This window comes from Weizmannia sp. WK01 (genome assembly GCF_025905465.1).
Classification (GTDB): domain Bacteria; phylum Bacillota; class Bacilli; order Bacillales; family Bacillaceae_C; genus Weizmannia; species Weizmannia faecalis.
Map to the genome: position 1 here is coordinate 1,888,274 of NZ_CP109616.1, position 21,348 is coordinate 1,909,621.

Here is a 21,348-nt window from a genome sequence, read left to right on the forward strand (position 1 = left end):
CTAATTAAAGTGAATCACCTGAACAGCCCGATACCTCCGAGCCATGCGATACAGATCAATATCCGGATCTTTGTCAATCACGCCTGTATATTGACCCCACTCGTTTTCTGTCATGATCTTGTCCAGCACGTCTCTAAAAACAGCTAATTGTTCAATCGTGGCGGCCCAGACATCAATCTGGACGCTAAAAGAAACAGAAAACGGTTTGTTTGAAGCAAATCCATCCTGATAGTCGTTGATTTCATTTATTCGAATGATAGGTGCGTTCAGAACTTGCTGATCATCTTCCGGAACATCGATCATAAAAATCATGTCCCTATTCATCATGTTCGCAATCTCCGGACTGCCCATAAGAATATCGTAGACTGCTTTTGCAGGCAGTGTCATAAGCCCAGACCCCTTTTAAACTCCTTTACCATGATGGCCATAACTTTCCGGCGCATTTCTTCTTCCGTTCGCTGGATAAACGCCTGTGGTTTCTGTTTAATCGTACCCATTTCGGTAAAATGGACACGCCAATAGGTTTCTTTTCCAAATCCAACAAAGACTTCACCAAATTGGTTCATATTTGAAATTTTGATGTCATCCCGCAAATGCGCAAAGTCGCCATTATTTGACCCTGTTTCTTTCTCGAATTGACGCTGTGCTTTCCATTTCCCGTCGCGTTTGCCATCATAATAAGGCGTGTTTTCACGCAACCGGTCAGCAATTGCTTCTGCCGCCTTTTTTAACCCAGCCCTCTGCACCTTTTTTTCCTTCGCAGCTAGCCGCCTCAAACCCGCTTCAATTCCGGAAATATCCACTTCAACTCTCATCATGTCACCTCTTTGCAGATGATCGTGTCAAATTTTTTATATTCGACATCTGGGTTAATTTTGATAATTTCATAAACGCTGTTCCTGTATTTTACAGATAAATCGTTTGTAATTTCTTTGTCATGCTGATGCCGGATCACAAATGTAAGAGTATCTTCCAAGACAGTGCCAATGCTTGCCTGGATGTCACTTAAAAACTGTGTCTTCACGGCGGCCCAGCATTCCAAATATTTTTCTTCATCTTTTACTTTGTCTCCGTAATCATTCTTTTTGACAACTTCTTTATAAAACGTAATTCTTTCATTCATTTTTCCAGGACTGGTGATCGGCATTTTTATGTCACCTCATCTTCACAATAGGTCAGCTGCAGCAGCATGCTCTGAATAATCGGCCGCATTTGCTGGCTCGGTTCAGTGCCAGATAAACCTGTATTGTCGTACCAATCCGTCAGTAGAGTCAGGCAAAAAAGACGGGCAAGTTCATTTGTGCTGTCAAATGTTTTCCCCGTCGCATTGGTTAAATATTGTTCGGCCGCTGCCATCAATGAAGTGATCCTGGCATCGTCATTTTCCGTGTCAACTCTCAGCCAATCTTTCGCTTCATTTAGTTCTATAATCATTTACATCACCTGATCAGCTTTCAGGTAAAGCAATCTGGCCAAACTGATAAGCATCCGAATCGGTTTTGATGACATCATATCGTTCGATAACCCGGACTGCAGTCGCATTTTTGACGAAATATGCTTCTGTGGAAATGCTTAATTCATATGTGCCACGGTCGACAAAACGGCATCCTGATTTCATATCGCCGAAAAAGATTGGTGCAACATTGTTGTCCGTATCAGATGTAAGCTCCGTGTTTGAGAACATATGGACGACTTTACCCAAGAATAGCATCTCTGTCGGATTTTGTGGGTTTGGCTGCAGAACAGGCCGGCCAAAACCGTCGAGTGCGCTGTCTAAAACATCAAATCCGTCCTGGTTTGTGCAGAAATATCCGTTTGCTGCAATTAATGGATCTAGCATCCTATTATAATTTGATTTCAAAGCTTTCCAATCTGGAAGAGTAACCGGTGTTTTTCCGGTTTTCAACACACTGAAAATATCGGCATTTTCCGTACGAATGGCCTTCTTGGCAAACCAGCCGGCAATATACGCAATTAAGTTCGCGTCCTCATCCTGCAGCAACGTATTTGGGATTGGAAGAATTGCGCCCATATCTTTTACAGCATACTGAACAGACCGGAATTTCGGCTGTGAAGAGCTATCCAGGTCTGTCATTTCCGTCATATTGACAAGGGGCGTTAGTGTTGACAAGTCTTCCCACACAAACGAACCGGTTTTGGTGGAAGTCGTGTAAACTTCCGTGCAGCACATTTTTGCGCTTTTATATTGCCGCTTCAAATTGTTAATTTGTGTATTAATATCTTGTGGAATCAAATATCCACCGTCAGATCCGGTGTTGGAGCTCAACGTATTCTTCATTTCTTCGGTCAACGGCTTCTTCCGCAAGTAATTCAGAAATGCTTTTGTGTGCAGTTCGCGGTACTCCTTGCTGTTTTTGTCAGGTTCAATTACCGATACGACCGGTTTACCACCTACTGGTATCGCTGTTTCTTCATCGATTAGCTTCTGTGCTTCGATTTTTGCCTTTAATTCAGTAATTTCTGCAGTCGCAGCTTCAATTTCTTCCGACGTCACACCCTCTTTAGTCATTAAAGCCTTTGCTGCTGCCTTTTTATTATTCAATTTGTTCAACAATTCCCTGAGTTCTTTACTCATTTTCCTGCCTCCCATCAAATTAAAAGAGCCATCTCAAGCGCCAGTTTGGCTTTCGACAGCTCCAATTCCTTGTTCTTATTCTGTTTTTCGCCTTTATTTTTTGCCTTCTTCTGCAAGTCTAAAGGCATATTTTTATAGAAATTGAGAAATCTGCTGTTCAAACTTGCCGCATAGTCTTTTGCATCCTCAATTTCGTCCGCAAATCCGTAATCAACTGCTTCCCGTGCAGACAGCCACGTTTCAGCATCCATCAATTCCGTCAATTTCGCTTCATTAATTTTTGCCTTTGATAAATAGGTTGATTTGATGGTTTCATTGATTTTATCCAGACGGTCGGCAACTTCCCGCAAATCTGCCGCATTACCGGCCGTAACAGTCCACGGATTATGAATCATGATCATGGCATTTTCGGGGATGATGATCTTGTCACCTGCCATTGCGATTACGGAGGCAATGCTTGCCGCCAGACCGTCAACATAAACATGAACTGTAGCAGAATGCCGTTTAAGCATCGAATGAATGGCCTGTCCTGCAAATACATCGCCCCCCGGGGAATTGATATAGACGTTTAACGTGCTGATATCGCCAAGCGCGTCAAGATCTGCTTTAAAATCTTTCGGCGTGACTTCATCACCCCACCATGAAGTGTCGGAAATTTCGCCATACAGCTGCAGTTCACCTGTATTTTCCGCTTCATTCTTTATAAAATTCCAAAATTTATGTTTGCCCATTTGTATTATCACCACCTTTTTTATATTGCTCGCCCACCATCGACAACGGAATATAATTCCCGTTCATGACCAGCTGATCACCGCCCGGCATCGGCTCTCTTTCTTCAAGTGCCCTTGCTTCATTTGGCGTGAGCAGGCCGTTCTGTACACCGGTTGCTGCCGCATCAATGCGTGATTTGAAATCTCCACGTAGGATGGCATCTGCGTTGAACATAACGTAAAATCCGTTTACCAGTTCACTATCCAAAAACAGCTTATACGTCAATTCCTGTTCATACATGGTCAAAATCGGCATGAGTGTATCTACGTAAAATTCCCGGTTCGCTTCACTTGTGCTTGCATAGCTGGCTTTGACTAGATCATTGAGTTGGTGTGCTTTAATGCCGAATGCACTCGCAATCTGCCGGTATGTCAGCTGCGTGTTTTCAAGAAACTGAGCATCCGTTAATTTAAGAGAAAGAGGCTGGTAGGTATAGCCAATAGGCATTAAGCTAACACGATTAGCATTTTTCAGCCCGCTTGACATTTCCTCAAATTTTTCCCTGAACTTTTTCTTGGCATTTTCGTTCAGATCTCCGGTATAATGTATGATCCCAGTCGTTTGCATCCCGTTTTTATAGCTGTTATTCAGGAATTTTTCAGCTGAAGCAGCATTTTCAACCATATTTCTGAGCGTATAGATCGGGCTGAGACCGACGATCCCGTCAGTCGTCATGGCTTTAAAATGCAGCAAATCAGTTGATTGAAGCTTGTACTGCACCCCTGCATTGTCTGTATAGACGTACCAGATGGAGTTTTTTGAGCTAATTAAGCCGGAATCATCCACCCATACCTGCATTTGCTGGGCATCCAGCAAGTAAAGTGCCTGGACCTTGCCGGCATTCCGGCCGCGGTTTGCATATTCAATCCAAACATAGCTGTTCCCATATATATTCCGCTGCACCTCAACACCTTTCCAAAAATCTGATGCAGACATGTACGGATTCGGCCTTAACCGCAAAATCGGATTCAGGTAATGCCCGGCCACTTTCTTAATGCCCCCGTTGTCCTGGTAAATCTTGACCGGCAGCTTTGAAATATTTTCAGATAAAATTTTGATACATACATACACCGTAATTTCTTTCAGCGCCCGTTTTCCCCGGACGTCCACATCAGACGGGTCCAGGCTAACCCCTAAAAAATCAGCCAGTGTCTGCCATTCTGATAACCAATTCGGATCATCAATATGATAGTTTTTGACCCTTTGCCTTTTAAATCTGCTGAGTAAACTCATTCAATCCCACTCACCTCCTTAGCTCCACAGTTTGTCAAGAAAGTCTTCATTTGCAAATTCTGAAACGTCCAGGCTGACTTCTTCAAACAGCATAGCCGTCGCCATAGCGATAATCATGGCCACAATGACATCAATCCGGTCCTGTGATTTATTTTTCATTGGCTTGATATTCTCATTTCCGTCAACCGCAATAGCGACATTTCCCCAGCACCATCGGGCCAATGGGTTTACTTCGTGGCTCAGCAGGCCTTTTTTCATCAACTGTTCAATCATTTTCATGGCGGGGCTCAACTGCGCCATGGTTTGCTGGATCTCCACGACATTCACGTCTTCTCTCATCAGCCCTTGCGTCAGCATCCGGCTGTTCCATGGGTCTGCGCCCAAGACGGAAAGGTCATACTGTTTGCTTGCGTATACAATTTTTGCTTGGACAAAATCATAATCCACAACATTCCCGGGCGTGGCCGTCAAATATTTCTGGTTCACCCACCTGTCATAAGGCACATGGTCACGGGCAACACGTTCTTTCATATTGTCTTCCGGTATCCAGGCATCATAAAGTGCACGCCATTCCGGGATCCCGTCCTGTGGCGGAAACAAATAGCATGCTGCAGTAATATCCGTCGTACTAGAAAGATCAAGTCCGACATAACATTTTTTGCCAACAAGATCGGATAGGTTCCAATTCCCTTCCGTCTTGTCCCACAAGCTTAACGGCTGCCACCCGGTCCGCTTTAAGGAAATCCATTGGTTCAACCGCAGCCACCTAAAAAGCCGCTCGGATGCTTCGCTGTTACGCGCCGCCAACGCTTCCTGGCGAACAGATTCAATGCTGATCGTTTGGCCAAGTGAAGGGTTCGCTTTGTACCAGGTCTTCTCATCAAAGATGTCGTCATCTTCATCAGCACCATACATTCTGACATACCAGGTCGGATCCGACAGTTCTCCATCCCGTATTTTCCTGGCATGCTCATGGATTTCCCAGCCGATTGATTTCCGGTCCGGGTCGTCGCCGGCCGTTGTGATGATCCACCATAACGGTTCTTTACGGGCCGCACCGGCGCCGAAAGTCATGATATCCCACAAATCACGGTTTGGCTGTGCATGCAGCTCATCGAAAATGACGACCGTTGGGTTAATGCCATGTTTGGTGTATGCTTCCGCTGACAGAACCTTTAAGATGGTGCCTGTCTCGACATTTACAATTTCTTTCCGGCTCTCCGTCACCTTCAGCAGCTTTTTCAGTTCGTCATCCTGGTCAATCATGCTGACAGCCGCTTTATAAACCAGACTGGCCTGGGAACGGTCGGCTGCGCAGCAATAAATTTGCCCTTGGGGACCGTCGCATGTTAAGTGATAAACCCCGAGGCCGGCGATTAACGTCGTTTTTGCATTCTTCTTTGGAATTTCCAAATAAGCGTACCGATACTGCCTATATCCCTCATCATTCACTGTGCCATAAACATCCCAGATCGTTTCATACTGCCAGTCCATTAAAACAAAAGGCTGACCGTAAAAGTCGTCAACCAGTTTCAGCATTTGAATGAACTCAATGGGCTCCATGGCTCTTGCTTTATCAATCCGCACGGCTACCACCCGCGCGTTTCTTTAAAAATTCAGCCATTGGAGATTGCTTCTCTTCTTCAGGAGGTTTCTTTGGAATGGCTCTGATGCGGGCAGTCGGATTCAGAAAAAGACGGTCCTCAATCTTCAATATCAAGTCCCGCTTTTTGGTTAGCTTGGTATCGCAGCTGTTGAGCAGTTTGTAAATCTCAATCTTTTCTTTTGGATCTTCTTCCTCTTCAAGAAGTGCATGCAAAGAATCGGCCTGCTTCTGAAGTGCCCGCTCCTCACTTATCAGCATGCAATACCGGTTAACGATCTGCTCATCCAAGCCGTCAATGTACTGGATGCTCTTATAAAGTTTTTTCAGCCGTAAAAATTCTTTGTGGGCAACAGGATCAGATTTGACGGCGGGCGACTCTTTGATCTTTGTTCCAGTATAAAGGGACTTTTCATAACTTTCTCGGTGCTCAAGTTCTGCTTTCGTCCGGCGATCCTTGTTCCCCTCCATTTTGATCAGCTGTACTGGTTTTGACGGCCTGCCCGCCATTCCAATCACCCCCTTAAAAAATTTTCATTTTGCGAAAAAAATTCACGCGAAAGTGGACGCCGTTCGGCAGACGGCCCACCCCGTACTTTTTTAGGGGCCCCCGGCCCTCATGCAAGGTTTCCGTACTTTCGTTTGTCTTCCGCTGTTTTGGCATTATGGCATGAAACGCAAAGCGACTGAAGATTGCTTTTATTAAGCCGCAAACTCCAATTAACCCGTACCGGAATGATATGGTCAACAAGCGATGCTGGTACGATTTTTCTATGTTTGAGACACATCTGGCATAGACCATGGTCTCTAACAAGCACCAACTTCCTTGTCATTTCCCATTGCCTCGACTTATAGAAGCGCGTGACCCGCTCGTCTCGTGTCAGATTGTATTCACGATTAGTATCTTTCCTATGCTCATCACAGTAGCCGTTCGTGGTAAGATTGCGGCAGCCGGACTTTGCACATGGCCGCAGTGGTTTGCCTGGCATGCTGATCACCCAAAAGGAATCTTTCTTCTTTTCTTTAAAGGCCTAAATAATTTATTGCCTTCAGCACCAATATTCGGAAGTCCCTCAAATGTTCGTACTTCATTTATTGTCAATAAACCATTATTAAAAAGATAGTTGTATCGTTCTGGTTCAAGATCTTTAATATTAGCCTTCATATCATAAATTCTTTCCGGTCTAATCCTGGCACTTGGAAAGTCAGCCATTTCTTTTTTATCGCTCCCCCACCTTCTTATATGTGTCCATATGTCTCTTTATTAGTTATTGAAGGTCACTTCCTGCGAACTGCACCATGATGTCGGCCATACCTGTCACGATGGATCCCCATCAGGTATTCTAATTCTTTACGCCGCAGTTTCTTTTGCTTCTTCTCTCTGGATTTAGATTTCATGGTCAACACCTTCAATCGATAAAATAAAAAGGAACCGACTGTGTGTCGATTCCTTCGCTTACTTGTCATGGTATTAATGTAACACAGGCAAAAGAAAATGCTCTGCCTTTATCCTGCCAAAATCCTGCCATTATTTTTTCAACACCAACCCCTTTTTCCAGCTTTTTTCTTATTGTATTTAAACATATCGTGAGCGATTTGATGCAGCTCATCATCAGGTTTAGAACGAATAATATCAGATACGTCCTTACCTGAAACTTTCCTTTTACCTATTCTAAATCCTTTCTCATTCAATACTGCCGCTGTCTTATTAACACTTTCAATTAACACATACGTCTTGATCGCTTCCTGCTCAAATGACTGCGGTCGATAGCTTTCTACTAAACTGATAAACCTTTCAATCCTTTTAATCTCTTCCCTTGCTTCCTCTATCCTCATACATATCCCTCTTAAATAATGGCATTGAGTACACTATAATACATAGACTGTTGCACTCGGGCAAACGTTGAAACCCTTGAAATAACAGCCTTCATTCAATATATAAATATGAGTGCACGCCTCGTATTTTTATGATGTAGTGATGCCCAAAAAGAAAAGGACTATATCCTGAATTTGTCCATTGCCTTATCTAACGTATCCTGATTAATTCCGATATACCGTAGCGTAATATCCGGTCTCGAATGATTTAGTAGTTCTTGCAGCAGGGCCACATTCTTTGTTTGCATGTAAAAATGATAGCCAAATGTTTTTCTTAATGTATGCGTACCGATGTCTGTCAGCCCAACATGCTTAGCAGCATCACGCAGTATCCTATAAGCTGTTGAACGGTCAATTGGCCTGTTTGCTCCCTGCCGGCTTTTAATAAGGTAATCGCCGTCTGCAAGTGTTTTGGCGTAAGGTATGATCTCCTTTTTAATGTAACCGGGGATTTTTACCCTTTTGTTTTTCTTTGTTTTCGTTTCCTTAATATCAATATGGCTTCTTAATATATCTTCTTTCTTCAATTTTAAAATGTCGGATATCCTAAGTCCGACGCTTATTCCCAACATAAAAAGAATATAATTCCTTTCACTCTTTGATTTCAAATAGTTCTTCATCTTCTCTATCTTAACGGGATCGCGAATCGGTTGGACGACATTCATACACTCATCTCCTTCTCTTTATAGACTTCAACTTTCAACGCAAATGCCAGCTTATAAAATGCCCGAGATTTTATTCTGTGATAAGTCCGCTCGCTCATGTTCAGTTCGTTGTACACTTCATAATCAAATACATCATCCTCCGTCATATACCGGCGGATGAGGATTGCCCGCTCCTTAAACCCGAGACGGTTTACGGACATGGAAACTTTACGGATATAATCGCTCCGCTCGCGTTCATAGTCCACATTCTTTACTGCAGCTTCTTCAGTTGAGGAGTGAAACTGGTTGGTGTTGCTTGGTGGAACCAATGAATAGCTTGAGGTTACTTTTGGCACCTGGTCCAGTTCCTGCGTTAGCAACAAAACCCTATACTTTTCCAATGCACCTTCCACCCGCTTCCTTGTCTCTTCCCGGTCAATCTCTGCCAGCTGAAAACTCAATTGTTCCATCATTGTTCCTCCTTCCAATAAAAAAACGGACACCAACCATCAGCAACAAATGCTGAAAGTCAGTGTCCGCACGCTTCTCCGTTACTTGGACATATTCTACTTCTATTATACAATTATTGATCGTTCTTTCAATAATTTGTCAATATAATGGATACCTTTTGCCGTGACATAGGTCTGGGGCTTATTAATGACGTGGCTGCCCATCTGTATCGGCTTTTCTTTCACAACGAAATACCCGCGGTTGATAAACTCCTGATAAGGTGTATTATCTCTCATTAAAATCTTCATCTCCCGAAGCAGCTTGAAAAAGTTATTTCGGCCATATCCTAATATTTTCGCAACATCCCCCATTTTTTGATAGTTTTTTCCGGAAATGAAGCGATCAAATGACTCAATTTTAGGTTTTGCCTTTTCAATTTCCTCCTGCAGATCTGCCGCCAGCCTCAAGGCTTCGCTGAATGTTTGCGGAACCTGTGTTGAGTAACTTCCCGTCTTCCGGATTTGCGGAATAACATCATGTGTAATCCATCTTTTAAATGCACGCGCTTCTGGTTTTCGGCTAGACATGATCAGTGAATATAGACCCGGTTCATTCACTAAATTGGTTGCCCCCTGACGACCTATGTTTAACATAGTCCGTTCATCATCTTCAAGTCTAGCGATTGCCTGTGTAGTGTTTCTTACTTCCAGAATATCGCATACATCTTTGGCAACAAACCAAACATCACTATCTATTAACACAGTTCGTAGTTGGCTCATTCCATAACCAAATACTTGCTGAATCTGGTTCATTTAATCACCTCATGTTTTCATTTCACACAATATACCCGTACTACGACATAGTCTATGATGGTTTAATATATTGGTCTAAAACTACTTTTCGCTTGAGAGCCTATAGCTTTTTTTACTGACATTTCAGCTCTTCCTTTTGCATTTAAAGGTGAATCGTAGCCAAGAATTATTTTTGTCCCAACGACATGATCAATTTGCATTTCTGTAAAACCATCCGTTGCAGCATTTAAAACTTTCTGCAGTTCTTCAGCACTTTGTCCGTCCGTTTCCACGACTTTATATAACCTAAATGATTCACTCATAAAATTCATTTCTCCTTTCAATCCTTCATCAAGTACAAGCTTCCTATACCGCCAATTCGCATACTTTCATTCACCACAAACCAGCGTTTGCCACCGATCTGCTGTATTGTCCCTTCATAATGGACCCCATTGCTACTAAATAGTGTTGCCTTTTCGCCAATCCATACTTTTCTGCCGAGATAATCATGCGTTGGTATCCGTTGACTTTGATGTCTCAAATAGATCACCTTTTACGCGCAGGCACATACAGATAACCGATATTCTCATCAAATTCATTAAAAACCGAAAAGCAAAGCTCACAATACGTAATTAAATCGGACGGTCGTCTGCACTTTACAACGCGGTTATCTTTCCAAACGAGCAGAGATCCGCCATCAAATGCAATGCACAGCCCGTTTCCTAAATTCACAGCTTCTTTAATCCAAGCGCTAATTTTAATCCCGTTTTCGGAAAAATGAAATTTAAACTTTGAAGGTTCGTCTAAAATATTGATCATCAGTTCTTCAAATTCCAAAACATTTTGCATGTTATCCCACCTCCTCACAGAATGTAAGCGATCGTTGTAATCATCCTGCCAAATGCCCTTTCTTCTAGGACATTGATGGCTTCAACAATTGCCAGACAGTCTCTCATTGGTTCAACATCCATGCCGCCTTTCCACTTTTCTCCCGCAGCAATGAGCTGTTCTTTAAGGAAATTAATACTGTTTTCCAATTCATTCACGTCAAAACATCCCTTTCCTAAGAGAACGGAATCAGTGTCCCGTTCTCTTTTTAATCTTGCGGTTTTCCCCAGATGTTCCACCTCATTTTTTAAATTTCGGTATTCTGTCACCGCCAAATTTTTTGCAATCATACCCTAAACGGGTTGAACATCGTTTGTGCTGCTTGCAGAACGTTTGACAAACGTATTTTCTATCTTCCTCCACCATCCACTTCTTCCGGCTGTCTTTGATGATAATTTTGGCCTCCATAGCATTTCACCAACCAATTCATCTTACAAACTCATCTTCCATCTGGTTCATTTCAAGATTGGACTCATATAAACGGATAATTTCTGCATCGCTCTTTTCTTTCCAAAACGACCGGGTGAAACCGGTGATTACATATAGCCATTCAATCAGCAAAAGCCGTTCTTTTTGGCTTAATATTTTTCTGTCGACAGGTTTTTTCCGTAGCAAATTTCAACACCAACCCTTTGCTGCAAGATCCCGGTCCTGACCCTGCAGCGTATTTTTGTACCGCGATTTCTCTGTTATTGGTACATGCAAAATATCATAATAGGTTTAAACAAAAGCTAAATCGGCTATGAATTAGGTAAGATAGGACTCTATAAACGTAATTTTTTTCGATTTCCCATTCACTGTCTCGATGATCGTGCTACCATGCTCAACTGCTTCACATTTGCGGGCAATTCCGCGCTTCCCGTCCAAGACAACGATGATCACTTTATCCGGTTCAATGGCTTGTTTAATCGTCAAGTCTTCCAAAAGCTCTATTTCTCCAATTCGCTTTTCAGCCAATATCGACACGCCCCTTTTGTGTATGCTATAATGATTGCGTCGATATGGTTTTTCGCCGGGCTGAAAATGCCTGGCTTTTTTATTTTTCAACCTTTTTTACAGGCTGTTCATCCGTTTTCCTGTAATCATGCATTTCTTCACGGATTACCTGCTTTTGCCATTCAATTTGCTTTTCCTGCATGCTTTTTCACCCCTTAAAACGGCAAATTGTCGTCGCTAAACGGCGGCAGATCCTGACTTCCTTGTGGTTCATTTGCAAGCCTATTTTTCTTTGTTTCGAGAAAACACACATGTTCTGAGACCACTTCCGTAACGAATACCCGCTTGCCATTATTGTCTTCATAACTGCGTGTCTGCAGCCGTCCGTCCACGCCGATCAGGTTGCCTTTTGATAAATAATTTGCGATATTCTCAGCTATCTTCCGCCAGGCAATCACGCTGACAAAGTCCGCTTCCTTTTTGCCACTCTGGACGGAAAATGTTCGGTTCACCGCAAGCGTAAATGTCGTAACAGCAACGCCGCTTGGTGTATAACGCAAGACCGGATCTGCAGTCAGCCTACCGGTTAAAACCACAGGATTTATCATTCCTTATCCCTCTCTGTTTTTCGATACTGTTCCCGGATCTTCTCCAATCGCTTCCGCTTTGCCTCAAGATCTTCTTGGGATTCTTGCTCAGCAATACTGCTACTGCTTTGGTTATTTCCAAACCAGTCAGGCACCCTCTCCGTTCTCCCGGATCTGCTTCCATAACGCTTTTGCCTGGATCGCTCTTCCTTGTATTTCAGCTGCAATGCACGAGCCTGCTCAACGGTCTGTATGCCTTTGCTTGCCCAGTCCTTTAGGATGGCTTCGCAATACTTCCAGCCTGTTGCACCGCGCTCCACTGCATTTTTCATCGATTCTACAACCAAATCCGCTGACAGATCATCACACCAGCTATAAATTTTTTCAGCGACATAAGATCCGACCACACCAAAGCCATTTTGTTCAAAAAACGCAATAGCCTTTTTTGCTTCTTCGTCTTTTTTCGGAATGCACTCTTCCGAAGAAGAAGAAGTAATCTCTGTCGTAATCTCTGAAGTAATCTCTGTAGTACTCTCTGGTATTGGTCTGTTCAAAATGAACACATCGTCTGTCCATTTTGAACAGATGGACTGCTCATTTTGGACAATCGTCTGTTCATTTTGAACAGTCGACTGCTCATTTTGAACAGATGGACTGTTCAACCCCTCCACCTTTTCAAAATCAATTGTGTACCATTTTGTTTTATCAATTTGTGACCGGTTGAAATTGTTTGTAATGATGAATCCTTCCTTTTCAAGCTTGGAAATAGCCCGGCGGATGGTGCTGATAGACCAGAACGGGAATTGCTCTTCCCAATCCTCATAGGTGTTGTAGACCCATGGTTTTCCTTCATAGATGTGGTTGCTTTTTTGCAGCCAGTAATTTAACTGTTGCAAGATGATTGCCTCATTCAAGCCGATTTTTTCAGCCAATGAAGGAATAACAATAATTGGTCTTTCATCCAGAAGCAAATTACCCATGGTTTCCCTCCTTTAATTGCGTACTTTTTCTAATAAGTTCAAATGAATCATTCTCCTATGCACCGAAACCGGCGTCCGGTTCAAGCGCATTGCAAGGTGCTCGTCATCATATAAGCTTGCATGATGGATGAGGTAAAAATCTTCTTCTTCCGTCCAAGTGCCGGTTTTCGCCAAGCTGTGATCCAGTTGCTTTTCATCCTCTATAAGTTTGAATGCCAATTCTTGCAGAAGAGCACCAACCAGGCAGTTTTTCCGGCAATAAATCGTGTTATGATTGATTTTTTTGTTCCCGCGAATTGGGCAAGACTTGCAATAAAGGTCCATATTACGGCAAATTTCAAGCCTGATCTCCCGTTTTTCTTTCCTGGTGAGCGTCAATCATTCCACCTCCTCTTTATTCAGTTGTCAAAGATCAGTAGTGCCTTATTCGCACCGTGAGACGCTGAAAATGCAGGTTTCCGGGTTTTGTGGAAATAATTCCTAGGTTACCAGGCCCTATTTCAGCCTCTCACGGCAAGAATAAGGATTCTCGCCGATATGGTTATATGGACGTTGCGTGTTGAATTGACTTTTTCAACGCATCACATAATTCTTCTTTCGAAATGGTTTCTTTATTTTTTAATAAAGCCTTGATACGGCCTAAGAAAAAAGGGAAAACTGCTATTTGATGTTCCAAATCAATTGGCACATCCAAAAAATCTGCCCACAGCGTATCAAAATCCGTTTCATTCATCTCCATCACCCACCCACGCGCAAAGTACGCCATAACCGATCAGCAGCGCCGGCAGAAACAAAATTAGAAAAAATACGCCACCCATCTCATATACCTGCTTTCTTCAAAACGATCGTTTTGATATCAACATTTTGTTGTTGTAACTCAACAGCCACCTTATGGATCCGCTCCAGCATTTCCCTTTTCTCTTTCATCTTCTGCAATGCTTTAAGCGATTTCAGCAGATCTTCCGTATACTGGATGCTCTTTTCAAAGTCATTTTCACGGATCAGCAATGCTGTAGCCTCTTTGCTTAGTTCAAATGCGCATTTGTACTCAACGATTGCCTTGGCCAAATCCTGCCGCAAAAATTGGTCAACTTTCAACATTTCATTTCCTCCTCAATGTCTCGGCTGCTCTTTTAGCCAAGTTAATAGAAACTGTTTTGTTTCTTCCGCCGGGAAGCGCCAATCTCGGCCAACTTTGTATTTTGGAAAGCGTTCGTCGTAGAAAAATTCCTTTAGAATGGTGTTCCAGCTCATACCAGTGCGACGCTTCAGCTCGGCTGAATCCCAAAACACAAGCTCTGCATCCACTTGTTTCAGTTTTTCTTCGATTCTTTCCAGGTAAAGATTCCGTACTTCCTGTTCATCGATTTCAACTTTTAACATGGACATTTGGCATCACCTCTTGCATTAAAAATCTTTATCAATGTAATTACGAGATCGGAGAGACAGCCGCCACTGCGTAAAAAGTTGTTTCATGGAAAATTGGTGCTCATTACATATCACCCCTACAAGATTGACCATGCTGGCTGCCGCATCCAGTAATTCGAAAATGAGTTTCTTCGTTTCCTCGAGCTCTTGTGCTGTTCGTGTATGTACCGGTTTTGCCCAGGGAATGTCTTGCAGTTTATCCAACGCCTCGTTCGTTTCTGCCTGCACCAGAAAAGCCATGCTTGTCGGATGATGATCGATGTTTTCACCATTGAAATATGGGATCGACACCTTTCCTGCAGCATCGCACCAGGCCAGAAAGTAAAATTCCACATCATCCAGCTCATTGGCCATTACCGAACGCAAATCATCTGGAAATGTCCTGGCACCCGTTTCATATTTGGCAATGCTTTCCCGAGAAACCGGCGTATTCGATGCGAGACTTTCCTGGGTAATCCCTTTCCGCTTCCGGGCATTCGCCATTTCTTTTCCCAGCTTCATTTGAAATTTCCCCCTTTGTACCAGTAGATTAATAGGAATGTGACGACTTGCTGTGGTATTTTCTGAATTAGAAATAGAATATTTATGGACTTTCCTGCCTTCCTGCCGAATAATTAGTTCTTGTACTGAACCATCACAATCACAGCAATAGGAAGAGATAAAATTGAAATAGCCCAAGAGAGAATTGTTAATAACGAGTTTAAATTCAACACATTCACCTTCTTACAGCCGCCGTTGCCGCGGTGGCCACGGTGGCGTTCTTTTCAAGAGTAGCAACACGTTGTTCATTCAGCTCACCTCCTTGGATTTTTGTGTATTTTTTACACAATCATCATCAAAAAAAAATGTCCAATCAAATCCAAGATGATAGCCTAAAGCCTTTGCCACTTTTACGCTCGGAGTCAAGCCATTTTCAATTTTGGTATAGTAAGAGCGATCGATACCGACTAGATCAGCTACATCCTGTTGAGAGTAACCTAGCAGTTCACGGCGCTGAACCAGAAGTTTCTTTTCCATTACTTCACCACCTTTGTGCAATTTCTACACCAATTATAATGTGCATTTTTTACACTGTCAATAGTTTTTGTTCATTTTTTACACAAATATTTTAATGTGCATATTTTTCACTTATAATATAGGCAAATGGAAATGGAGAATCATTATGGGATATGGAGATCGCTTAAAAAGACTAAGAGATAAAAGGAATTTGTCACAGCAACAATTGGCTGATGCCTTAAACATCAATCGTTCAACCTATGCACGATATGAATTGGGACAAACTCAACCTGACTTTGAAACTTTGGAAAAAATTGCCTCCTTCTTTGATGTCTCAATTGATTACTTAATAAAGGGGGAAGACACTACAAACAATTCTGTAAAGTCAAATCTCCCAGAGCACAAAAACGATTCACTGGCTGAAATCAACAAACTGATTAAAGAATATGGCATTGAGCAAATTGGCTTTTTTGACATTGATAAATGGAAGAATCTTTCAAAAGATGATATTGATGAAATCAGGCGGCATTTTGAATGGGTTGCCCAGAAAGCAAAAGAACGGAATGATGAAAAGCCTTCGGATTAGTTGACGACCCAAAAACAAAAATTTAAAAAACATATATGTAAATTAAAAGAGAATGACTAGGCATTCAGAGTTTTGGCTTTGGATGCTTTTTCGAAACACAAATTTTTTGACCAGGGGGAAATGGTAAAATGGGAAAACAATATTCCGAAGTCAATGAATACCGTATGTATACAACAAAAGCTGAATTACATAAAGCTGTTAATTCTCTTATGGGACTGATCAGAGGTATTCAATATGACGGCATTATTACTAATGAAGAACTGGCTGAAGTTTTTCATTGGTGCAATCTTCATCGGCATTTGGAAAACAAGTCTCCGTTTAATGAAATCATACCTATGATTGATAGCGTTTTAGATGATGGTCAGCTCGACGAAGAAGAAATTCAGGATATCCAATGGCTTTGCAATCGTATTCTCCATCAGGACGAGTTTGATGAATTTTATGACCTAGTCACCGTGTCCATTCAAGAACTGGAAGGTATTCTACATGGCATGCTGGCAGATCGTAAATTGGATGATACTGAAATTGACCAGTTGGAAGAATGGATGGAAAATCATAGTTTTCTTCTGAAAGGTACCTACCCATTTGACGAAATCGATAGCTTACTAACTGCAGTAAAACATGACGGGGTCGTTACAAAAGAAGAAAAAAGCATGTTGACCGCGTTTTTTGCTAACTTTATTGACACGAAACTCTCCCATAATATTCATGAACCGGAGATTCGGTCCTTGCAAGAAAAATTTTCAATTAATGGTATTTGTGCTGTTTGTCCAGAGATCACTTTTGAAAATAAGATTTTTTCCTTTACCGGCACGTCTGCTCGAGCAACAAGAAATGAAATCGCCGAAGTTATCAATAACAAAGGTGGAATCTTTAATAATAACGTCAATAAAAAGACAAATTATCTGATTGTCGGAGCTGATGGCAATCCATGTTGGGCTTACTCCTGCTATGGCCGGAAAGTTGAAAAAGCCGTTCAACTAAGAAAAGCAGGCTCCCCTATCGTGATTGTCCATGAAAATGACTTTTGGGATGAAACTTATTAAAATTTATAAATTTACAAGTGGGGGTTCACATGAATATCTATAAAGAAAAATGGTATCATTCGCCCTGGCTGATCTGCCTGTTGGCTGTTCTTTGGAAAGCAAGTGTCTTCTTCCTTTTTATCTCTATCATTCTTCTAATCACGCGATCTGTTTCAATCAAAAGGTTTAAAAAACATATGCAGCAGTCCAAGCCTGCCACCCACGAACCAGATCCAATCAAAGGAGAGATTCAACAGTTGAAACTGAAAAAAGAAAATGTTGTCCGGGATACGATCAAGCTGCAGCAAGAAAAAGATGCACTCGAAAAGCAAATCAGCATGCTAAACACTGAAATTACTGCACTGAAAAAAGAAATCGAGAGCGCAAAAACTGAGAATAAAAAACCTGTTGAAAACATAGTGCCGGCGCCCGCCAAAAGGAACATGACAAAGGTCAGCAAAGCCGATTATTTTAAATACACAAAAGCGAGAGTTTATCCGGATAATTATACTGTTATTGATTTTGAAACAACCGGATTGAAACCAGAAAACAGCAAAATCATTCAGATCGGGGCCGTCAAATTTCAAAACCATCAAAAGATTGATGAATTCGTCACTTTAATCAACCCTGACGTGCCCATCCCTACGAACATAACCAGGATAACCGGCATCACAAATGATGACTTAATCGGCGCACCGTCCATCAAAGAAAAATTGCCCGAGTTGCTTTCTTTCATTGGATCTGATACACTAGTCGCCCATAACGCGCCATTCGATATGAAATTCTTGCTACATAACATGTATGCTGAAAATCTGCCTTATCAAAAATTTAGAGTCGTCGATACTCTCACCCTTGCAAGAAGGCACATCAAAAACACGGATAACCATAAACTCGAGACCCTAAAACAATATCTCGGCCTTGACACCTTCTCTTCCCACGAAGCGTTGAGTGACTGTCTGGTTACAGGGGAACTTTATCAGCATTGTTTGGAAATGCAGAGGGCGTATGTATAAAACAATTGAATTTTTTTCAAAAAAATATACAAGGGGGTAATTTATTTGAACAAATTTCAAAGTACTCAAGCCAACATTCACAATAACAATTCACTTTATGAAGCTCAAAAACAAGCATATAAAGCAGCATTTGCTCATTATCAAGAGTTTCCTGATTTTAAATTTAGAGAAACTTTGATTGTTATGCCTACAGGAACTGGAAAAACAGGCGTTATGGCTATATTGCCATATGGAATATCAAAAGGTAGAGTTCTTATAATAACTCCAGGAAAAATTGTTCGCAAGACAGTATATGAACAATTCGATTCAGCACAAAATCCGGAAAGAACTTTTTGGATAAAAAGAAATGTTATTTATGATAGAAAAGCTCTTCCAAATTCTTACTTATATAAGGGATACAATCCAAAAATAGATGGTGAAAAAGAATTGACTATGAAAAAGCTTACGATGTCTGACATCGTAATAACTAACGTGCATAAACTTGGGAGTAGCAATGACGAAGTAAATTTAATGAGTTTGGTTAAAAAAGACTTTTTTGACATGATCATTGTTGATGAAGCTCACCATGTTGCAGCTAATATGTGGAAAGAAGCACTGGAGTACTTTTCCGCCAGTAAGGTGATTAAATTAACTGCTACTCCATTTCGAAGTGACAATCAGTCCATTTCAACAAATGAATATGACCCAATTTATGAATATACACTAGGAGAAGCAATAAATGATGGTTTAATTAAAAATATTGTTAAGCAGGAAGAAATACCTGGAGAAATTATCTTGAAAAATCAAGTTACTGGGCAAATCTATTCTCTTGAGAAAGCCAAAGAAATTTTAGGAAACGATTTTGTAAGCAAACAAATTGCAATGGATGAACATTGTTCCAAACAAGTAATTGAAAGGACTAAGGATATATTGCTAAAAAAGAGGAAAAGTTATCCTAACCATCAAGTTCTTGCTGTAACTTGTAATGATGAACATGCAAAAGATATCTGTAAATGGTTTAATGACTATGATCTGAAGGCTACTTATGTAAGTACAAAAAGCCTATCTGAAAATGAAATTGAAAAAAGATTAAATGATTTTGCAAATGGTGTTTATGACGTAATGGTCAGCATTCAAATGCTTGGAGAAGGATATGATAACCCAAATATATCAATAATTTCCTTATTTAGGCCTTTTAAAACAATAAGTCCTTATGCCCAAGCTATTGGAAGAGGATTACGCAGAATTTATGCTGAGAATCTAAATCCAATTGACAATTATTGTAATGTTGTTTACCATCAGGAGCTTGGATTAGAACAATTATGGAAATATTATAAAGAACAAGAGACTTACGGTGAAAAAATAAAATTGCAACGCAAAAAATTATTTGAGCAGTTGTCTTTTAATTTTGATGAGTTGGGATTTGTAGAAAGAAGACCTTCCCCTAATGCTAGCAACACAAGAAATGAAAGTGATGACGACTTCTTTAATTCTATTCAAAAAATTTTATCTGTTTCTTCAATGACGTCAAGAGGTTTGGGAAAAGAAGATTCTTTCACGCAGGACGGTATGAAAAATTACAAACAACAATTAGAGGCACTTTTACAACAAGAGAAACAGGAACTTGATGATTATAAGCAAAGCGTTTTCGAGAGGGTCCGAAAAGGAGAATTAGATCAATTTGAAGCTGATTTACTAATTAAAACAAAAGAAGAAGCAACACAACATTCAGTTAACACCAATTATTCCGATTTTCGTGATTTCATTATTTCTGATTCGCTCAGGGAAGATTTTACAAATTGGCTTAATATAAAGTTAGAGGAATTTTTTAACTCATCAATCCTTAATAAAGAGGGCTTTGAGTTATTCAAAGACGATCCTTCAGTTGACAAACAAGAAGTAAATAATATAGGATATATTTCAAGAAACATAAGACAGTCATTATATAGTGCTTCTAAAAAACATGTTTCAGCATATAACCAAACAGATTTTGCAATAGCGAAACAACGGGTTGTTGATAAACTTAGCTTTTGGTTAAAACAATATGGGCAAAATAAGGAGGAGTAAAAATTGAAAGTATGCAAAAATACAAAGTTTCGCCCGAATATTCATTACCTAGATATTATAGCAAAAATTCAATCGCAAAATGGTCGGGTTGTGGATATCATAGTTTCCGAAACTCAAGATAAATTTTTTGTTGAATTTAAGCACAGCTATCCTTCAAATGAAGTCATCTTTACGGAAAAGTTAATTTATAATTCTACCCGGGAAATTTTAAGATGGGTAATTGAGACAAACATCAAAGTTGTTACCATTTACGATGAGTTGTCAAATTAATATTGATAAGATTGTTCAATTATTTCTAAATCTCCTTCTTTTAATTGAAGGAGATTTATTTTATAATCTTAATTGGGAACATATGTTTTTGCGAGGTGATTGAAGTGAAATTCCATGATTACTGCACAACTTCTTTAGAAGATTGGGTTACAAAATTTTACTCAAGAATCGGTATTACCAAACCGAAGCAAATCGACATTACGGCAATTTCCCGGTGTTTGCGCATTTATGTCCATTATAAGCCGATTTATTCGTATTTTGAAGTGATTGGCCGTTACCAGGGAATTGTTATTGATTGCCGGGAGCCGCCTGAGAAGCACCGGGAGATCTTTTTCCACGAGCTTTGTCACATTTTACGGCATGCCGGTGTACAGTCGATGATGCCTAAGGCTTTCCGCGAGCTTCAGGAGTGGGATGCACGGCATTTCGTAAAGTATGCCGCTATCCCCTTTCACATGCTGCAATACATCAATTTTGATGATCCACATGTTGTGGAGCAAATGACAGACATATTCAAGGTAAGTCCGGAGCTATGCCTGGAACGGCTGCTACAGCTGCAGCGAAACGGTTATTTCCGTCAATCTGTACCTACCCAGTCATTTCATTGGGACTGATTTTTTGGTAGAGTAA

General features: G+C 41.0%; 35 protein-coding genes. 6 read left to right on the forward strand and 29 right to left on the reverse strand.

Features of this window, described 5'->3' with window-relative positions; all coding sequences use genetic code 11:
- The 29 genes from OF158_RS08805 to OF158_RS08945 form a co-directional block, all read right to left on the reverse strand.
- Positions 1-387: a hypothetical protein gene (locus OF158_RS08805; RefSeq protein ID WP_035184781.1), complete on the reverse strand. Its 387-nt coding sequence runs from the start codon at positions 385-387 to the stop codon at positions 1-3.
- Positions 384-815, reverse strand: a complete 432-nt coding sequence (locus OF158_RS08810; RefSeq protein ID WP_035184779.1) for an HK97-gp10 family putative phage morphogenesis protein — start codon at positions 813-815, stop codon at positions 384-386. The genes OF158_RS08805 and OF158_RS08810 overlap by 4 nt, the downstream gene beginning before the upstream one ends.
- The gene (locus OF158_RS08815) at positions 815-1,147 is read right to left on the reverse strand and encodes a phage head closure protein (protein ID WP_035184777.1); all 333 of its coding nucleotides are present in this window, start codon (positions 1,145-1,147) and stop codon (positions 815-817) included. Before OF158_RS08815 ends, OF158_RS08810 begins: the two co-directional genes overlap by 1 nt.
- Before the next feature lie 2 nt (positions 1,148-1,149).
- Complete coding sequence (locus OF158_RS08820; RefSeq protein WP_035184775.1) at positions 1,150-1,434, reverse strand: head-tail connector protein; 285 nt, start codon at positions 1,432-1,434, stop codon at positions 1,150-1,152.
- A gap of 13 nt (positions 1,435-1,447) precedes the next feature.
- Positions 1,448-2,596, reverse strand: coding sequence for a phage major capsid protein (locus OF158_RS08825; RefSeq protein WP_052042165.1), 1,149 nt, complete (start codon positions 2,594-2,596; stop codon positions 1,448-1,450).
- A 14-nt stretch (positions 2,597-2,610) separates the two neighbouring features.
- The gene (locus tag OF158_RS08830; RefSeq protein WP_035184773.1) at positions 2,611-3,327 is read right to left on the reverse strand and encodes a head maturation protease, ClpP-related; all 717 of its coding nucleotides are present in this window, start codon (positions 3,325-3,327) and stop codon (positions 2,611-2,613) included.
- The gene (locus tag OF158_RS08835) at positions 3,314-4,600 is read right to left on the reverse strand and encodes a phage portal protein (protein WP_035184772.1); all 1,287 of its coding nucleotides are present in this window, start codon (positions 4,598-4,600) and stop codon (positions 3,314-3,316) included. Before OF158_RS08835 ends, OF158_RS08830 begins: the two co-directional genes overlap by 14 nt.
- An 18-nt stretch (positions 4,601-4,618) precedes the next feature.
- Positions 4,619-6,187 (reverse strand): terminase large subunit, encoded by a 1,569-nt coding sequence (locus OF158_RS08840; protein ID WP_088775930.1) that lies wholly within the window; start codon positions 6,185-6,187, stop codon positions 4,619-4,621.
- The gene (locus tag OF158_RS08845; protein WP_035184770.1) at positions 6,177-6,713 is read right to left on the reverse strand and encodes a hypothetical protein; all 537 of its coding nucleotides are present in this window, start codon (positions 6,711-6,713) and stop codon (positions 6,177-6,179) included. The genes OF158_RS08840 and OF158_RS08845 overlap by 11 nt, the downstream gene beginning before the upstream one ends.
- 107 nt (positions 6,714-6,820) lie before the next feature.
- Positions 6,821-7,192 carry an HNH endonuclease gene (locus OF158_RS08850; protein WP_035184768.1) on the reverse strand — a complete coding sequence of 124 codons (372 nt, stop codon included), beginning with the start codon at positions 7,190-7,192 and terminating at the stop codon, positions 6,821-6,823.
- A 5-nt stretch (positions 7,193-7,197) separates the two neighbouring features.
- Complete coding sequence (locus tag OF158_RS08855; protein WP_035184766.1) at positions 7,198-7,416, reverse strand: hypothetical protein; 219 nt, start codon at positions 7,414-7,416, stop codon at positions 7,198-7,200.
- 323 nt (positions 7,417-7,739) lie between these two features.
- Positions 7,740-8,039, reverse strand: coding sequence for a hypothetical protein (locus OF158_RS08860; RefSeq protein WP_035184764.1), 300 nt, complete (start codon positions 8,037-8,039; stop codon positions 7,740-7,742).
- Between the two features lie 161 nt (positions 8,040-8,200).
- A complete protein-coding gene (locus tag OF158_RS08865) occupies positions 8,201-8,743 on the reverse strand; it encodes a site-specific integrase (protein ID WP_035184762.1) in 543 nt (180 codons plus the stop codon).
- Complete coding sequence (locus tag OF158_RS08870) at positions 8,740-9,195, reverse strand: ArpU family phage packaging/lysis transcriptional regulator (protein WP_035184760.1); 456 nt, start codon at positions 9,193-9,195, stop codon at positions 8,740-8,742. Before OF158_RS08870 ends, OF158_RS08865 begins: the two co-directional genes overlap by 4 nt.
- 102 nt (positions 9,196-9,297) lie before the next feature.
- On the reverse strand, positions 9,298-9,984 hold the full coding sequence (locus OF158_RS08875; protein ID WP_035184757.1) for a phage antirepressor: 687 nt from the start codon (positions 9,982-9,984) through the stop codon (positions 9,298-9,300).
- 62 nt (positions 9,985-10,046) lie between these two features.
- Entirely contained in the window at positions 10,047-10,286 is a 240-nt protein-coding gene (locus OF158_RS08880) for a hypothetical protein (protein ID WP_035184755.1), read from the reverse strand.
- A 17-nt stretch (positions 10,287-10,303) separates the two neighbouring features.
- Positions 10,304-10,504 (reverse strand): hypothetical protein, encoded by a 201-nt coding sequence (locus tag OF158_RS08885; RefSeq protein WP_035184753.1) that lies wholly within the window; start codon positions 10,502-10,504, stop codon positions 10,304-10,306.
- Between the two features lie 5 nt (positions 10,505-10,509).
- Positions 10,510-10,812 carry a hypothetical protein gene (locus tag OF158_RS08890; RefSeq protein WP_035184750.1) on the reverse strand — a complete coding sequence of 101 codons (303 nt, stop codon included), beginning with the start codon at positions 10,810-10,812 and terminating at the stop codon, positions 10,510-10,512.
- A gap of 14 nt (positions 10,813-10,826) precedes the next feature.
- Positions 10,827-11,009, reverse strand: coding sequence for a hypothetical protein (locus OF158_RS08895; RefSeq protein ID WP_035184748.1), 183 nt, complete (start codon positions 11,007-11,009; stop codon positions 10,827-10,829).
- Positions 11,010-11,277: 268 nt separating this feature from the next.
- Complete coding sequence (locus OF158_RS08900) at positions 11,278-11,466, reverse strand: BH0509 family protein (RefSeq protein ID WP_035184746.1); 189 nt, start codon at positions 11,464-11,466, stop codon at positions 11,278-11,280.
- 132 nt (positions 11,467-11,598) lie between these two features.
- On the reverse strand, positions 11,599-11,808 hold the full coding sequence (locus tag OF158_RS08905; protein WP_035184744.1) for an XtrA/YqaO family protein: 210 nt from the start codon (positions 11,806-11,808) through the stop codon (positions 11,599-11,601).
- 194 nt (positions 11,809-12,002) lie between these two features.
- Entirely contained in the window at positions 12,003-12,395 is a 393-nt protein-coding gene (gene ssb, locus OF158_RS08910; RefSeq protein ID WP_302469430.1) for a single-stranded DNA-binding protein, read from the reverse strand.
- On the reverse strand, positions 12,392-13,354 hold the full coding sequence (locus OF158_RS08915) for a DnaD domain-containing protein (RefSeq protein ID WP_035184743.1): 963 nt from the start codon (positions 13,352-13,354) through the stop codon (positions 12,392-12,394). The genes ssb and OF158_RS08915 overlap by 4 nt, the downstream gene beginning before the upstream one ends.
- Positions 13,355-13,366: 12 nt before the next feature.
- Positions 13,367-13,732 (reverse strand): hypothetical protein, encoded by a 366-nt coding sequence (locus OF158_RS08920; RefSeq protein WP_035184742.1) that lies wholly within the window; start codon positions 13,730-13,732, stop codon positions 13,367-13,369.
- A 163-nt stretch (positions 13,733-13,895) separates the two neighbouring features.
- Positions 13,896-14,087, reverse strand: coding sequence for a hypothetical protein (locus OF158_RS08925; RefSeq protein WP_035184741.1), 192 nt, complete (start codon positions 14,085-14,087; stop codon positions 13,896-13,898).
- An 86-nt stretch (positions 14,088-14,173) separates the two neighbouring features.
- Positions 14,174-14,455: a YqaH family protein gene (locus OF158_RS08930; RefSeq protein WP_043052499.1), complete on the reverse strand. Its 282-nt coding sequence runs from the start codon at positions 14,453-14,455 to the stop codon at positions 14,174-14,176.
- A gap of 12 nt (positions 14,456-14,467) precedes the next feature.
- The gene (locus OF158_RS08935; RefSeq protein WP_035184739.1) at positions 14,468-14,737 is read right to left on the reverse strand and encodes a group-specific protein; all 270 of its coding nucleotides are present in this window, start codon (positions 14,735-14,737) and stop codon (positions 14,468-14,470) included.
- 24 nt (positions 14,738-14,761) lie between these two features.
- A complete protein-coding gene (locus OF158_RS08940) occupies positions 14,762-15,283 on the reverse strand; it encodes a helix-turn-helix domain-containing protein (protein ID WP_035184735.1) in 522 nt (173 codons plus the stop codon).
- 288 nt (positions 15,284-15,571) lie between these two features.
- Positions 15,572-15,799, reverse strand: coding sequence for a helix-turn-helix domain-containing protein (locus OF158_RS08945; protein ID WP_035184732.1), 228 nt, complete (start codon positions 15,797-15,799; stop codon positions 15,572-15,574).
- 145 nt (positions 15,800-15,944) lie between these two features.
- On the opposite strand from OF158_RS08945, the gene OF158_RS08950 reads away from it, so the two are divergent.
- The 6 genes from OF158_RS08950 (at position 15,945) to OF158_RS08975 (ending at position 21,332) form a co-directional block, all read left to right on the forward strand.
- Positions 15,945-16,364, forward strand: a complete 420-nt coding sequence (locus OF158_RS08950; protein WP_035184731.1) for a helix-turn-helix domain-containing protein — start codon at positions 15,945-15,947, stop codon at positions 16,362-16,364.
- 128 nt (positions 16,365-16,492) lie between these two features.
- Positions 16,493-17,410 carry a BRCT domain-containing protein gene (locus tag OF158_RS08955; RefSeq protein WP_035184729.1) on the forward strand — a complete coding sequence of 306 codons (918 nt, stop codon included), beginning with the start codon at positions 16,493-16,495 and terminating at the stop codon, positions 17,408-17,410.
- Between the two features lie 29 nt (positions 17,411-17,439).
- The gene (locus OF158_RS08960) at positions 17,440-18,402 is read left to right on the forward strand and encodes an exonuclease domain-containing protein (RefSeq protein ID WP_052042163.1); all 963 of its coding nucleotides are present in this window, start codon (positions 17,440-17,442) and stop codon (positions 18,400-18,402) included.
- A gap of 45 nt (positions 18,403-18,447) precedes the next feature.
- Positions 18,448-20,448: a DEAD/DEAH box helicase gene (locus OF158_RS08965; RefSeq protein WP_035184727.1), complete on the forward strand. Its 2,001-nt coding sequence runs from the start codon at positions 18,448-18,450 to the stop codon at positions 20,446-20,448.
- A 3-nt stretch (positions 20,449-20,451) separates the two neighbouring features.
- A complete protein-coding gene (locus OF158_RS08970) occupies positions 20,452-20,718 on the forward strand; it encodes a hypothetical protein (RefSeq protein ID WP_035184725.1) in 267 nt (88 codons plus the stop codon).
- 95 nt (positions 20,719-20,813) lie between these two features.
- Positions 20,814-21,332 (forward strand): ImmA/IrrE family metallo-endopeptidase, encoded by a 519-nt coding sequence (locus tag OF158_RS08975; RefSeq protein ID WP_337680427.1) that lies wholly within the window; start codon positions 20,814-20,816, stop codon positions 21,330-21,332.
- Positions 21,333-21,348: the final 16 nt, after the last annotated feature.